Annotated in this window: 13 protein-coding genes; 5 read left to right on the forward strand and 8 right to left on the reverse strand. The window is 39.1% G+C overall.

Going from position 1 to position 14304, the window contains the following annotated elements; translation table 11 throughout:
* Window positions 1-29: 29 nt before the first annotated feature.
* Genes AVL57_RS07270 through AVL57_RS07295 form a run of 6 tightly spaced genes read right to left on the reverse strand, consistent with a single transcriptional unit; the run spans window position 30 to window position 6947 of the window.
* Window positions 30-1466 (reverse strand): oligosaccharide flippase family protein, encoded by a 1437-nt coding sequence (locus AVL57_RS07270; protein WP_057792529.1) that lies wholly within the window; start codon window positions 1464-1466, stop codon window positions 30-32.
* A 16-nt stretch (window positions 1467-1482) separates the two neighbouring features.
* A complete protein-coding gene (locus AVL57_RS07275) occupies window positions 1483-2454 on the reverse strand; it encodes a glycosyltransferase family protein (RefSeq protein WP_057792531.1) in 972 nt (323 codons plus the stop codon).
* Between the two features lie 46 nt (window positions 2455-2500).
* The gene (locus AVL57_RS07280; protein WP_232363286.1) at window positions 2501-3367 is read right to left on the reverse strand and encodes a glycosyltransferase family 2 protein; all 867 of its coding nucleotides are present in this window, start codon (window positions 3365-3367) and stop codon (window positions 2501-2503) included.
* Complete coding sequence (locus AVL57_RS07285) at window positions 3364-4476, reverse strand: glycosyltransferase family 4 protein (RefSeq protein WP_057792533.1); 1113 nt, start codon at window positions 4474-4476, stop codon at window positions 3364-3366. The genes AVL57_RS07280 and AVL57_RS07285 overlap by 4 nt, the downstream gene beginning before the upstream one ends.
* Window positions 4473-5804 carry an O-antigen ligase family protein gene (locus AVL57_RS07290; RefSeq protein WP_057792535.1) on the reverse strand — a complete coding sequence of 444 codons (1332 nt, stop codon included), beginning with the start codon at window positions 5802-5804 and terminating at the stop codon, window positions 4473-4475. The genes AVL57_RS07285 and AVL57_RS07290 overlap by 4 nt, the downstream gene beginning before the upstream one ends.
* Before the next feature lie 6 nt (window positions 5805-5810).
* Window positions 5811-6947: a glycosyltransferase gene (locus AVL57_RS07295; RefSeq protein WP_057792537.1), complete on the reverse strand. Its 1137-nt coding sequence runs from the start codon at window positions 6945-6947 to the stop codon at window positions 5811-5813.
* A 505-nt stretch (window positions 6948-7452) separates the two neighbouring features.
* Between AVL57_RS07295 and AVL57_RS07300 the strand changes: the two genes are divergently transcribed.
* From AVL57_RS07300 to AVL57_RS07320, 5 genes are all read left to right on the forward strand, one after another.
* Window positions 7453-8151, forward strand: coding sequence for a transglutaminase-like cysteine peptidase (locus tag AVL57_RS07300; RefSeq protein WP_057792539.1), 699 nt, complete (start codon window positions 7453-7455; stop codon window positions 8149-8151).
* The gene (locus AVL57_RS07305; protein ID WP_057792541.1) at window positions 8148-10091 is read left to right on the forward strand and encodes a bifunctional diguanylate cyclase/phosphodiesterase; all 1944 of its coding nucleotides are present in this window, start codon (window positions 8148-8150) and stop codon (window positions 10089-10091) included. Before AVL57_RS07300 ends, AVL57_RS07305 begins: the two co-directional genes overlap by 4 nt.
* Window positions 10092-10196: 105 nt before the next feature.
* Entirely contained in the window at window positions 10197-10775 is a 579-nt protein-coding gene (locus AVL57_RS07310) for a hypothetical protein (RefSeq protein WP_057796216.1), read from the forward strand.
* A gap of 177 nt (window positions 10776-10952) precedes the next feature.
* Window positions 10953-12242, forward strand: coding sequence for an O-antigen ligase family protein (locus AVL57_RS07315; RefSeq protein WP_231751178.1), 1290 nt, complete (start codon window positions 10953-10955; stop codon window positions 12240-12242).
* An 84-nt stretch (window positions 12243-12326) separates the two neighbouring features.
* Entirely contained in the window at window positions 12327-12737 is a 411-nt protein-coding gene (locus AVL57_RS07320) for a hypothetical protein (RefSeq protein WP_057792545.1), read from the forward strand.
* 100 nt (window positions 12738-12837) lie between these two features.
* Here AVL57_RS07320 and AVL57_RS07325 read toward each other — a convergent pair whose 3' ends face one another.
* Together AVL57_RS07325 and AVL57_RS07330 are read right to left on the reverse strand one after the other, a co-directional pair.
* Window positions 12838-13587 carry a VpsP family polysaccharide biosynthesis protein gene (locus tag AVL57_RS07325; RefSeq protein WP_057792547.1) on the reverse strand — a complete coding sequence of 250 codons (750 nt, stop codon included), beginning with the start codon at window positions 13585-13587 and terminating at the stop codon, window positions 12838-12840.
* Complete coding sequence (locus tag AVL57_RS07330) at window positions 13574-14302, reverse strand: tyrosine-protein phosphatase (protein ID WP_057792549.1); 729 nt, start codon at window positions 14300-14302, stop codon at window positions 13574-13576. Before AVL57_RS07330 ends, AVL57_RS07325 begins: the two co-directional genes overlap by 14 nt.
* Between the last annotated feature and the right edge of the window lie 2 nt (window positions 14303-14304).

Genomic DNA, 14304 nt, shown 5'->3' on the forward strand with positions numbered 1-14304 from the left:
ATATACTGACACTTGAAATTAAAAAGGCTTTATTGATTTTTTTTCAGTAAACCAACTACTTCACCCACGCTACTTCTAAAGAAAATCATAATCATGATAGCGTAAGTTAATCCACCAACACAAACGAGCGCAAGTAGATCAAAAATCAAAGGGATACTATATAAATCCAAGTACACTTCAGCAACCTTTATAGCCGTTATCATAACGAAGCTTGAAATTATTGATGGTAAACAGAGTTTAATCATCTTTCCTAGTTCAATGTCGTAGTGCTTCTTAACTACACTTACAATAATAGGCATTATTAAATAAGAGGCTACAGTCATTGAAATAAGCATAACTTCGACACCGAACCAAACTGTACAACCTGAAACTAGGACACTTCCAATGACGCTTATAAGCTTCAACCGCAGGGCATCTTTAGTTTTTCCTTCAGATATCAACAAGTTAGGTAAAAACCATGTGAGGGTTTGAGCTATTATCATTGATGTTGTAATTTGAAGGAATATAGCACTCTCTGAGAATTTCGCACCAAAAGATAGGAGTATGAACTTCTCACTAACTGCACCTAGCCCCAGAAAACTCGGTATAACTACCAATGAGGTGAAATGCAGCACTTTATAGAAAGCTGCAACTTTTTTTTCACTCGCAACGCGTGACATCGAAGGTACTATCATCTTATTAATTGAAGTAATCGATAATTGGCTAAGAACTTCGGTTCCTTTTTTCGAAACAGAAATTAATGCGAACTTTTCTGCCCCTAACACTAAACCCACATATAAATTTGATGCCTTTCCGTGCAAAAAGTTAACCACCGCAATAGCAAATAAGGGTAAACAGAAAGAAGTAATTTCATTTAAATGTGAACGCTCTATACTAAGTGAGACCTTTAACTTTGCCTTAGTAAAAAACCAGATAAGCACCACAGTATGTTGAGTTATTTTACCGACAACTACTGACCAAAGCCCTATTCCATTATATGCTAAAGTAATAGTTAACAGGCCTGAAAACACCGCAGCGCTTCCTTTTATTGTTGTAATCTCCTTGTTAAGAAAGTCCCTTTCCATTTTTGCAGAAAAAATAGATTGAAGGCCTACAAGTATTGGTAAAATAGAAAGAGACAATATTACCAAGGCGGCAAGCTTCGAATGGGTATAAAAAGCAACTCCCCCACCAATTAGACCTAGTAAAAATGTAAGTACTACTGAAGCCGAAAGAACAAATGTAAATACACTCGAAAAATAACTTAAATCCCATTCTTTACGTTGGATTAAATTTTGGTTTACTCCAACATTTGTCAACATGTTTGCAAATTCAACTATCAGCAAACAAAAAGTGAGAACTCCGAACTCTTCAAGAGTAAGTAATCTTGCCAGATACATATAAACGAATAGATCTATGAAGCTTATAGTAAAAGTTCGTACAACGTTCCACAGCGAGCCCGTGAGTGTTTTCTTTTTAACGTTCAACTTAATTTTTCCGAAATCAGTCTAAGATTTTAGCCCAACAGGACTGAAGGTTAGCTCTAGAGTAGTTAGCCAGCGAGCTTTCAATAACACGGCTTCTGTCTATATATATTTCTTGGAGATAAAGTGGATTAAGCTCAGCGAAATCGACCACATTTACAAAGTTATGTCTCTCTGATTTTGCAAGTGCAAATCGAGACTGTTTAGTAAGTACATTACAGCCATAAGATATTGCGTGATAGAAAGTACCTGAAGAAATCATACTTTCATCTTCGTGAGGTAGGATTATGAAGTCTGTGCACTCAAGTAAATTTTCTAATTCACTGTCAGAAACAAAACCGTTCACCCAAGTTGCATTAAGTTTTCTTCGTATTATGATCTGCATCAGTTCGGAAGCATATGATAAATCCACACATTTCCCTCTAATGATTAACTCTATTTCAGGCGGCCATTCTTCTAGTAGTGTGTGTAAACCTTTGTATTTTTTTACTGCTCCGAAAAATAGAACTTTTTTTGCTTTATTCGTAGGAGTATTTTGAACAACACTAACTTTACTACTTAGCTCTTCATCCGCTAAATAAAGTGGATGAATGATACTCGAGCCACCTAAATACGATTCCAAGTATACTTTCTCAAATTGGAAAAATTTTAAGAAAAAGCAGATTATATTATAGTAAAACAAACTTCCAACCGAGTTATGAGGCTTAAAATTATGTTTTATCCATACCCTTTTGGAGGAAAAAATTGGCGACAATCCAATTAAAATTAGAAATTTAACGGTTATTAAAAAAGCTTTGAGTTTCCCTATATCTTTTCGATAGGGTTGATCCTCTACCCAGTTTAAAACTAATGGAGTTCTGTTTTTAAGATTAGAAATGATATTTTTTAATGAAAACTTGACCGGTTTGTAACCAATTTTTTCCAAAGTATTTTTGTTTATTTCAATAAATTGGTTACTGTGTGTGATTGGTTCAAAAAAAATTTTTTTCATTATATATTAATACTTACCAATTGTTGTAGAACATGTCAGTGTAAAATTAAATATCCATAGGAGTGTTTAGTAATTTACGCTTGATTGCAGCAATGAAGAAAACTATTGTCGCTCGTATTCCGGCCATTTCAATAGCTTTTTTTACCCATAACACCTTAGCGTTTTTATGTTTTAAAGAGAACAAAATTTGTTCGCAAACGCGCTTCTTAAACCAGTATTCACCGAGAAAAATTTTATGTTTGTAAGCTGAACCTAGCCTTTTATCGATATCAGTAGGTTTCATTTTACGTACTTTTGCACCAATACCATCTTCATTTTGAAATCTATACAGAAAAATGGGGGTTGGCACGTTTACAAACGTCACACCTAACTGGAACAGTCGAACGTACATGTCCCAATCTTGCCCATTATTCAACGACTCATCAAAAGTGTTTTGCAGTAATAGTTCACGTTTCGCACTAAAGCCGCTCATTCCACAATAGGTATTTCCTCGCAACAATGAAGACTTGGTAACTGATGTATCTTTATTAACTACTACTACTTCCTCTTTGCCTAGCTGCTTAAAGCCAGAAACACAAGCATCTGCACCCTTTAGGTACTTTTCATTTAAAGTAGTTAAATATTCCGGTAACCAAATATCATCGTCATCAAGAAAGGCAATGATATCGCCACTGGAATATTCAACGCCTAAATTCCTGGCTTTATTCGCACCACATGAAACACTTTGCCTATAATACTTTGCATTCAATGAACTAATAGCAGGCATTACGCTTTCATACGAACAGCTTGAATTGTCGTCAATAATAATAACTTCATGCGGCGAACAACTTTGGCTTTTAATACCATCTAGGGCTTCTAATAAGCAATCGGGGCGATTATAGGTGGTTATTACTACTGAGATTTTCAAACTCATTGGTTATCACCTTTTTTGCCAGTCATTTTAATCAGTGAAATAGTATTTTCCGCAATCCTGTCCCAATTGAATTCATATAAAAATGCATTTTGATCTAAGTCTAAATTTAGGGAATCTAAACTTGTTATCTTTTCAGATAATGCTGATGTATCGCCAACGGGAAAGTAACTGTCTTCAGGGGCTTCAATATCTTTATTCGGTAGTATGTCACTTAACAAAACTGGCGCACCCGCACTTATGGCTTCTAAAGCTACAATAGGTAAGCCTTCGTGGTATGAAGGCAGAACGAATACTTTCGCATGTTTATATAATGCTTTTAACTCATCACCCGATCTTCGCCCAGCGAAAATTATATTTTCGCTTGCTTCACCCACCAAAGAAGAAGCATATTCATCTTGGTGATCGGCTTTACCCACAATCACAAGTTTTAAATGGGTACTTGAAGCCTTATAAGCGGTAACAAGATCGTGAAATCCCTTCTCGGGTACTAACCTGCCTACTGTCAGAATATAATTTTGTGAAGATAAAGATAGTTCTTTCGGAAGCGCACTTGCATCTATTGCCCCGGTAAAGGATGGAAGCATTCCATTTGGTACATAACTAATTTTATCGGCTTGCTTCGGAAATTGTACTTTTAATCTTTCAGTAAGTGTTTTACCTACTACAAACATTTTATTAGAAAAAAGCACACCCATTTTTTCGCCAGTTTTAAGTATGAACTTTGCCAGTCCGTTCCATTTTTGCCTGTCGTAGTCGGCACCATGATGGGTAACTACTACTTTCATTCCTAGCAATCTAGCCAGTGGGGTAAACAAAGCGGGGCCAATAGCATGAAGATGAATCACATCTGGATGTACAAATAGCCTAGCGTATAAAATAGCAAAGAAAGTATGCATAAACGTTTCTAAAAATTTATGTTGTAACGTCCATACACTTATTACGTTAACGCCTTTATAAGTATACTTTTTCTGGTTCACATAAGGAGAACGTGCAATTACTGTAACCGATACACCACTTTCAACCATACGAGGGTACAACTGTTGACAATGGGACTCTATTCCCCCCATTACATCAGGTATTCCACGCAAACCTATTGCACATATCTTCATATTACCTCACGAACCTCATGATTTGCTTTTCTGTCATTTACTTTAGAAAGAACTGTTTTCTTAGAAGTTGCTGTTGAAAACACTACGCCTATCAAAATGGCAAAAAATACTAACCCTTCAATATTCCACAATGGCATGGTTGCCATATTCATGATTAAAAAACCTACAATAGAGAAGGCAACTATTTTAGATAGCCCCTTATTGGCAATTTTGAGAGCTTGTAGCAAACAATTTACGCACATAAAAATAAACGCAGTGAAGCCCAAAATACCGTATTCATACAAGTTTGAAACGTAAGTATTATGCGCGTATTTCGCAAACACACCTTTCCAAGAATCAGGCCCAAACCCCACCAATTGGTTTAACAAATTTGCATTTGCAAATGCGTCTATATATTGGCTCCAGATAAACACGCGGGCCGACATAATGTCTTTTTCTGACTCGCTAAAATAAATTGGTGCTTTAAAAATGATATCTAAATTACTGACTAATAAGCCAACGTCTGCAAAGCGCTCACGCATCGTAAAAGAAAGCAACATAAAAGCGGTAACTAAAAACATGATTACAATAGTTAATACCGGCGCTTTCTGAGATGGCTTTAACCTTTGCTCAACCAAGGTAAAATAAAATACCGCAGCAATCGGCAATATAGTTAAAATAGCGGTTCGATAGTTAACTAAAACAAGAAGAAAAATAGATAGTGTAAACAAGCTGGTCCTAAAGCGAATAGAATTTCTTTCTGTAAGACCTACAACAAATACAAAGCTAACAATTATCATAGAAAAAGCTGCTTCATGGTTGTAACCACCAATATAACTTGTGGATCCATCCGCCTCTGCCGCTTTTGCTTGGCCCAATAATATCGATAATATTTGAAGCGTTACCGGCATTACAAACGCCACCAACAACTTCTTAAATGTTTCATTCTGTCCTTGGCTGCGTATAGATAAAAACAATGCACCTGCCAACACTAAGAAATAACACCATTTAACTAGTACATTTATGGTGCCTGGTATTTGCATATTCACGAAACCACTTACCGCAATAGCAGTAAAAAACACATAAAAAGGAAATAGTTTTTTTAGCGTAAAAACAGCCGTTGGAATAAGCAATAAGCCTAACCCTGCTACGCCTATACTACCCAATGCATTAATTGAAAAACCAGCCACTAAAGACGGGTACGTAATAGTGTGAAATGCAGATAGGAAGTAACGTAACCATATTGCACAAATAGCAAAGGCTAAATACTTGTTGCAGTTACCGGTAATGGTTCTATAAACCATTATTAGGCTTACCACCCCTACCAGTAGTTTGATTGCTTCAAACATAATTAATTAGTCATCTTTTTCTAGAATGGCACTTACACGCTTATGAAAAGCTGCATAAGAAAACTGCTGCGCACACGCTTGGCTTTTTTCTACATAACGCATTCTGTTAGCGCTACCTTTGAATAACACCAATGCATCGGCAACACCTTGGGCGTTATTTAACTCACACAGTATGCCATTCTTTTCTTCGCTGGCTCCAGAAACTTGGTAAGGGTATTGTTCAGCAATAATTTCAGCCGGGCCCGATTCACAATTTGTCGCAATTACCGGTTTATCTAAACACATAGCTTCCACTATGGCATTGGGAAAACCTTCTGCGTTGCTGGTTGAAACAAAGTATTCTGCTTTGGCCACGTAAGGGTATGGGTTTGGTTTAAAACCTAAGAAATGTACTCTATCTGCTATGCCTAATGTTTTTGCTAGCGCTTTAAGCGTGGCTTCTTCATCACCCACACCTAAAATAACCAAATCTTCAACAATGTTGGCTTTAGCATAAGCATTTAATAATAATGAAAAGTTTTTGTTTTTAACTAACCGCCCTACCCCAATAATGTATGGTGCTTTAGGAATGTCGGTTACCTCTTCACTCGCAAGTTCATGAAGCTGGGCAATATCGTACGGGTTATATAAAAGGGAAATTTTAGGTTCAGGCACCGCATAATTTTCAACTAAATCGGCTTTTACGCCCTCAGACACCGCTACAACATTGTTAGCCCGCTTATACAAAAGCTTAACTAAAAATCGGCTTATAGCATCTTTTAAACCGCCTGATAAATGGCTAGTGGTATTCACTCGCTCGCTAATAATGGCGCGGTAACCTAACGATTTTGCTATAGCAATGTTTAAAAAATTGCTACGAGTTAAAAAGCTGAAACATATTTGCGGGTTTAAGGTTTTAAGCAATGGTTTTAGCTGTTGATAACCGGCTTTAAGGCTGCCATTACTAGTAAGCACCGTTTTAGTAACATATGGTGGGCACTGCTGGCTTTCTTCAAGGGTATCTAACAGTACAAGGTGAACAGGTACGTTTGCGCGGGAAAAGTAATCTTCCATAATTGCTAGCAACTTTGCCATTACCCTTTCAGCGCCGCCGCCTTCAAGGGAATTAATTATAAATACCACTGGGCGGTTACTTTTCAGCATGAAACGTCATTTTCCTTGTCTTTAGACTAAATGCTAAAGGTAAGTTTAGCACAGCTCAAAATTGGTTTTGTAGTAAAATTACAACATTACAACTAGTAACACTTTTGCTCTATTGTGAATAACTGGTGCGAATCTCTAGTGCGAACACTAGAGGTTTGGGTTAAAACCTAACTGTTTGTGCAGCTGTTTCTTTGTAAGCTATCTTTTAAGCTGACTTATTAACTATATTCGCATAGTAGTAATTAATGTTCAGGCTATATACGGTTACTATTATTGTATGCGGCTACTATAAATTTTATTCACAATGCCATTCATGAAACATGCCAAATATAAGTGCTAACTATTACATCAACGATACTACGTTGAAAACACTTCCAACTTTTCTGTAAGTTTGACATTATCAATTTACTGCCACATTTTTAATATACTATGAAGTGGTTAACTTTTTTTTACAGTTACTTTTTAGTGAATTCGTTTCACTTAGGTGCATTAAGGCTCAATTGGCATGGCAACTCGCAACGCGTGTAAAAATTACCGCCGAACCTGTATTTATGCTCTAACGGGGTTGCTTTTTAGTGCGGCATCGTATGTTGTTGCACAACAAAAAAATATATTCACCCCAGCAGTTTATAGCCGAGTTGAAGCGCTGTTTGGTAAAAATGCCTCTTCTGATGTAGCAAAGTGGCGACAATTAGTTACCAACAGTCAGAACGAAGATATTGATGAAAAGCTTTATCAAGTTAACCGTTTTTTCAATCGGTTTGAATTTGTGGACGACCTGAAGCATTGGCGTCAACCCGATTACTGGGCCACGCCTATTGAATTTATTGCAACAGGTGCGGGCGATTGTGAAGATTATTCTATTGCTAAGTACTTTTCGTTAATAGAACTTGGCATTCCTGAATCGCAACTTCGCCTTATGTACGTTACCGCGTTAGAATTGAACCAACCCCATATGGTATTAGCCTATTATCCAAGCCCTACCTCTATTCCATTAGTGCTTGATAATATTAACCGCCGTATACTACCTGCAAATAAGCGACGTGATCTTGCGCCCGTGTACAGTTTTAATGGTGAAGGTCTTTGGGCTGCAAAGTCTATGGGAACAGGCAGAAAATTAAGAGGCAGCGGCCCCATGAAAATGTGGGACGACATGATAGATCGTTTAAACAGCGTAATGCTCGGAGATACACAAGAACAATGAAATTATCTACCCAACTAAGCGTTAGCTTGCTAATTTTTTTACTGGCCGTGTTCGCCGGTTCTTTTTTTATTAACGTAAAAATGACCAAAGAATATGTGAATGAACAATTGGCTACCCATGCACAAGACACCGCCACCTCTTTAGGTTTGGCTATGGCGCCTTATCTGTCGCAAGAAAATGGCCAAGCAGTGGCTGAAACTATGGTAAATGCCATATTCGACAGAGGTTACTATCAAACAATTTCGTTAAAAGATGCCAATGGCGAAACGCTCATTATTAGGCAAAACCCGAATAAAATAGACACAGTACCGAATTGGTTTACGGAAGCGGTGCATGTAACCCCTCCTGTAAAAGATACCGAGCTTAACGATGGCTGGACAATCGCGGGGCAGCTTTCAGTGCAAAGCCACCCAGGCCTTGCCAACGAAAAGCTTTGGGATAGCATTACGCAAAGTGCACTAATGTTTTTAATTGCTTTTGTAATTGCTTACTTAGTGCTGTTGGTAATTATTCGTCAAATTACTAAACCTCTGGAAATAGTAACTGAAAAAATTGGCGATATTCAAAACCAAAAATTCTCAGAAATTGATTATCAACCTTTCACCAAAGAGTTTTCTTTTATTACGCTAGCCGTTAATAAGCTGTCTAGAGCAGTAGAAAGTATGTTTAAAGAACTTACTGCACGCGCCGAACAGTTTAAGGCCATTGCTTATGGCGACAGCCTAACAGGCCTTTCTAACAGAAATGCCTTCAATCGACACATGAACGCACTATTAAGTGGCACGGCTACGGTAGAAGAAGGTTATGTGGTATTAGTTAGGTTAACGCAGCTAGCACGGGTAAATAACCTGCTCGGCGGTGCCGAGGGTGATGAATATGTAAGTGCGGCTGCAAAAAAACTGAAACTGGCGGTAATGCAATTTCCAGATAAAGTGACGTTATTTAGAGTGTCGGGTTCTGATTTTGCCTTATTAATGGAAGCTGTATCGCAACAAGAATGCGAAAAAAGACTTAAAAGCCTTGCCGATGAAATCAACAAAATAGATTTTCTTAAAGATGGCGACAAAACTGCCTGGATTGGTGCCGCTAAATATTCAAGTGAAAATAGCTTTTCCGAAGTGATGGAAAAAGCGGATAGCGCTCTGCTGGCGGCAACGAAGCTAGACAGAGGCTGGCAGTTTGCTTCAGAGCTTACGTACATACATAGCAATACTGAATGGCGCGAAAGGCTAAACAACATATTATTACAGCAGTATGCCGACATTTTAATTCAGCCAATTTTTAGTACCGAAAACAAAGCGCCTTGTTACTACGAAGGTTTCGCGCGCTTTAAAGATGTGTCAACCAACACCGATATTCCTATGTCGCAGCTAATACCTGCGTCAGAGCGGCTTCACTTAATACCCCAAGTAGATAGGCTTGTAACATCTTTAGTGGTTAGTAAATTAATGGCATCGCCACATACTGTGGCAGTGAATATTGCTACTGCATCAATTGCAAATGCCGACTTTTGCCAATGGCTAAGTAGTTACCTTATTGAAAACAAATCGTTATGCGACAGATTAGCCTTTGAAATTGAAGATTCAGCTATTATTTATTACCGTGAAGCAACCCTTAAATTCTGTGAAATGGTTAAACGTGCAGGTTGCACGATTACTATTGAACATTTTGGCGACAATCTTGCATCATTAAGTGGGTTAAGGGCTATTCAGCCCGACTTTGTAAAAATATCCGGCAAATTGACCAAGGATATTCATGAAGACAAAGACAATCAGCTATTTGTTAGCAGCCTAGTAAGTATTGCTAATGGGTTACAAATTAAGGTTATTGCAGAGCTGGTTGAAAGCGAACTTGAAAGTAATGCGCTTAATAAGCTGCAGGTTGTTTATCAGCAAGGCTATCACTTTGCCAAGCCTACAGCGTGGCGCTTGGGTAACTAACCTAAGCGACCACTTTAGGCAGCAAATAAAGCTAAGACAAGGGGCGTACATTTGGTATACAATACTTAATGTATGCAAACAGATTTTTTTGAAGTAGGAACTATTATGCGTAATAGAGTTATTTTTTCTTTAGTAATGAGTGTGCTTATTGCTATTTCGCCAGTGGCTATTGCGCAAGAAAGTGCAGGTAGCGTTCCAGGTTTGCAAATTAGAAACCAGTTATTAACCGTTATTGATAATGGTACTCCTGCTGAAGAAGCGTCGGTTACCGTTAGTAACGATGTGCTTGCGAATGGCAGTGTTGCTATTCCGGCTGAAAGCTTGCCTTTTTTACAGACTAACCAAGCTACGTTTGAAAGCATGGTAGGTTTATTGGTAGATAACGCAACTGGGTTTGAATTAGCCATTGCTGGTTTTGGTGCATTACCAGAACAGTCATCAGAAGTGGTTACCATTGCGATGATTATGTTTCCAGAAGATGCCAACGAAATTTATAACGTTGCATTGCAAACGGGCGTAATTAGTGCCGAAGACGCATTGTTAGCCGCAATTAATGCAGGCATCGATACCTCTACCCTTACTGCTACTGCGGCGGGTGCTGCTGGCAACGACGTATCACCACTAGGTGTGGGCACGGGTGCTGCTGGTGCGGGCGGTGGCGATACTACTGTTTCAGCGAACTAAATTATATTGTAATTAAACTCTGTGTTAGCGATCGTTAGTGGTAGTAATAAATGGCGATATTAAATGCTGAGTGTTAATAATAGAAAAACCGAAAAGCTTCTTTTCGGTTTTCTTTTATTTACCCTTTTTTGGCTGCCTATCCCTTTAGGGGCCAATCGACCATGGGCTTGGGCCCTTATGCAAATTTCTATTTTTTGTATAAGCGCATCATTAATGGCCTTTCACTTTCGCACCGTTACTGTTGTAGTTCGCCAATATCGTGTTTTCGTTCTGCTATGGGTTTTGTTTCTTGCTTGGCAGCTACTTAACTTAATTCCCCTACCCACTTCACTTGTTTCCAGCCTACGCCCAGAAAAGCTATTACCCGAATACGCAAATGTACCAACTGGTGCTAGTTGGCTGCCTCTTAGTTTCGATGTAGGTCAAAGCCAAATTGTTTTTTTGAAATCGCTTTGCTATTGCTTGTTGTTTTTCTGTGTATTGGCATTGGTACGCTCTACATCTCGGCTGAAATTTGTATTAATAACAATTAGTGCAAGCGGTATATTTCAGGCTATTTATGGGTCGCTTGAGGTGTTATCGGGTATTGAGTACAGCCTAGTGTTCAAACAATCTGTTACCCACATTGCTACCGGCAGTTTTATTTATAAAAACCATTTTGCTAACTACTTATTGCTTTCTTTAAGCGCGGCACTAGGCTATTTAATAGCAAGTTTAGGCGAAGACGATGGCTTGTCGAAAAGAGAAAGATTGCGGCGGTGGCTAAAGTTTTGGCTAGGTAATAAAGTGCTGTTTCGTATTGGTATTATTATCATGGTTATTGCATTAGTAATGTCGCGTTCAAGAATGGGGAATACGGCATTTTTTGTTAGCATGACTATAACCGCAGCCCTAGGTTTGTGGTATTTCAAGCCTAGACAAAAAAGCTATGTCGCCTTGTTTATAAGCATGCTAGTTATCGACATTATGATTGTAAGTAGTGTATTTGGTTTAAACGAAGTGAAGCAACGCCTTGAACAAACCGATTTAACCAATGAAAGCCGAGACGAAGTAGTTACCGACGTACTGCCCTTGTTATCGGAATACCCGCTAATTGGTACAGGTGGGGGAACCTTCTATACAGTTTACCCTCAACTTCAAAGTGAGAGTATTCAACACTTTTACGATCATGCTCATAATGAATATTTGCAGTTTAGTATTGAGTTTGGCGTTATTGGCGCACTACTTATGGGCGTATTTGTACTGTTTTGCGGCATAAATGCATTCAAAGCTTTTCAGCAGCGCCACCACCCTCTGCCACGCGGTGCGGCATTTGCGTGTTTTATGGCAATTATTGGTATGGCAATGCACAGTAGCGTAGACTTTCCCTTACAGGCTCCGGCTAACAGTGCGATATTTATTACGTTGCTGGCATTAGGGGCAATGAGTAATCGTATTCGGGTTCGCAAATCAACAACGCGCAAATGAACCTCATGTAATTAGGTGCTACAAAGCCCCTAATTAAGGTTTATGTATGCATTCACTTATGAAGAACATTATGGATAGTGCAACGTGGTTTTAAAAGTTAATCACCCCATTCAGGAAGAACCCAACGTTAAGCATATGCTAGAAAGGATGCCCAAGCATGTGGCCAACTCTTTTAGTGAAGAACAGCTTACCCATATTAATACCGCATTAGCAGGCAGGCGTTGGGGTAAACATAAATTAGATTTAAGGGGCACCCTGGGTATTGGCCACAGCCGTTTTTATTTTGTGCTTTTAGGTGGCAAAGATAAACGAGACCCTTCCCGCATAGAAAGCAAAATTGGCCAACTTACTTTGGCGTTTGGTTTCACCCTATTTATTTTATTTTCACTGCTTGTAGGTATGGTTTTGCTGTACATACTGAAATCGTGGCTGGGCATTAATTTGTTCGAAAACTTTTCGCTAGGATTGTGGGATTGGCTTAAAGCTACGTTTTAAGCAAAGGCATTATAAAAATAGTTTAAACATCGCTATGCAAAGCTAATGAAAATGCGAGTAACAGCATGCTTCTAACGGTAAGAGATTAACGTAAATACTGCTAGTTGTACGTGATGCAGTTGGGAATGCGTTTTCTTACTGGGTAAGAAGCCAAGCGCATCCATCTGCATGCGGGCTCTTCTGCGTTGTATTTAACTATACTTTGAACAATTGCTTCTCTGCTATGGGGGTTTGCCAACCCTAATTTCATATGATGTTTTAATGGTTGAATAACGTTAATGTACTCAGGCGATCGTGCCGAAAAATTGGCTAAGCCATACTCCACTATAAATTTGTGTACTACGGCGTCTTGTGGGCCTGTCTGAGCCGCTTTATTCATATATTGATAGAAAGTATCGTCTACTTCATTAAGCTTCCATTTAACCGACGCTAAGCCTATCCAACTAGCTGGCCAAAGTGGCCGTAGCGATAAACTCTGCTGGTAATTGGAAAAGGCCAGTTTCAAACTATTCGTTTTGTTACTGTCAGAAGCGCTTTGAGCCGCGCTTTGAGAAACAAAGGCTTGCCACTCATAAAGCTGCCCGCGCATTTGATAATACAATGCGTTATTTGGAAACATGGAAATGGCAGAATCTATTTTGGTGATAGCATCACTTACTTTGCTTTGTGTAACCAGTTCAGGTTTACTTTGCCATGCTTCTAACTGGTTGTTTACACGATAGTAATAGTTACCCGATACAAAAAACTGAGCACTCCATATTACCCCCCAGGCGGCGGTAATAAAAAACACGGTACGCACAACACGTTTTATCAATAATTGATTGTTGTTGTATACGTTAGATAAGGTCACTACTTGCCCCTACTATCTTACCCGGTGTAGTGACGAAAACTTGCTGGGCGTAGGCCGCGTCTAACGCCGATACCACTGCAAATGCTTCGCCCATATCGTTAGGTCTGCGAACAGTATCGTGGGTATCAGAAGCCACTACATGAAAACTTTTATTGGCAAGTAGCGTTAGCGCAAAGTTCTGCACTGGCTCACCGAATCGGCCTGTAAGTGCGCCAGCCGTTACTTGAAACCAGCACCCTATGCGCCGCAACCAGTCAAACTTATGTTGCTCGCGTAGCAATTCTCGATTTCGTTCTGGGTGTGCAATAAGCGGCTGTACGTTGTTTTTCAATAACCACTTAATTAGCGGTTCTAGCCCAGATGGTATATGACTATGAGGCATTTCAAGCAGCATCACCTTTTTACCATCAATATCACCTAAAAACGGAACGGCGTTTTGCTTTATCCAAATAGGAATGTGTTCTGACACGCGAAGCTCTGCCGCGTAAGACAATTTAAGAGGAATATGTTGGCGTTGAAGTTCAAGCACCAGTTCATTGTACGCGTTTTCAATAATAGCAGGGGTATTATCGAAAAACCCAGGGTGAATATGGGGGGTACAAACTAAGTGCGTAACACCGCACTCAAGCGTTTGTTTGGCCATGTCAATCGACATGGCCATGGTTCTGGCACCATCATCAATACCAGGTAATATATGACTGTGAAGGTCTATCAATT

Source organism: Alteromonas stellipolaris, assembly GCF_001562115.1.
GTDB lineage: Bacteria > Pseudomonadota > Gammaproteobacteria > Enterobacterales > Alteromonadaceae > Alteromonas > Alteromonas stellipolaris.

Excerpts from the sequence above, each read along its gene's own strand:
- AVL57_RS07275 (WP_057792531.1), bottom strand. The coding sequence starts at position 2,454 with ATGAAAAAAATTTTTTTTGAACCAATCACACACAGTAACCAATTTATT.
- AVL57_RS07280 (WP_232363286.1), bottom strand. The coding sequence starts at position 3,367 with ATGAGTTTGAAAATCTCAGTAGTAATAACCACCTATAATCGCCCCGAT.
- AVL57_RS07285 (WP_057792533.1), bottom strand. The coding sequence starts at position 4,476 with ATGAAGATATGTGCAATAGGTTTGCGTGGAATACCTGATGTAATGGGG.
- AVL57_RS07290 (WP_057792535.1), bottom strand. The coding sequence starts at position 5,804 with ATGTTTGAAGCAATCAAACTACTGGTAGGGGTGGTAAGCCTAATAATG.
- AVL57_RS07295 (WP_057792537.1), bottom strand. The coding sequence starts at position 6,947 with ATGCTGAAAAGTAACCGCCCAGTGGTATTTATAATTAATTCCCTTGAA.
- AVL57_RS07300 (WP_057792539.1), top strand. The coding sequence starts at position 7,453 with ATGGCAACTCGCAACGCGTGTAAAAATTACCGCCGAACCTGTATTTAT.
- AVL57_RS07305 (WP_057792541.1), top strand. The coding sequence starts at position 8,148 with ATGAAATTATCTACCCAACTAAGCGTTAGCTTGCTAATTTTTTTACTG.
- AVL57_RS07310 (WP_057796216.1), top strand. The coding sequence starts at position 10,197 with ATGCGTAATAGAGTTATTTTTTCTTTAGTAATGAGTGTGCTTATTGCT.
- AVL57_RS07315 (WP_231751178.1), top strand. The coding sequence starts at position 10,953 with ATGCAAATTTCTATTTTTTGTATAAGCGCATCATTAATGGCCTTTCAC.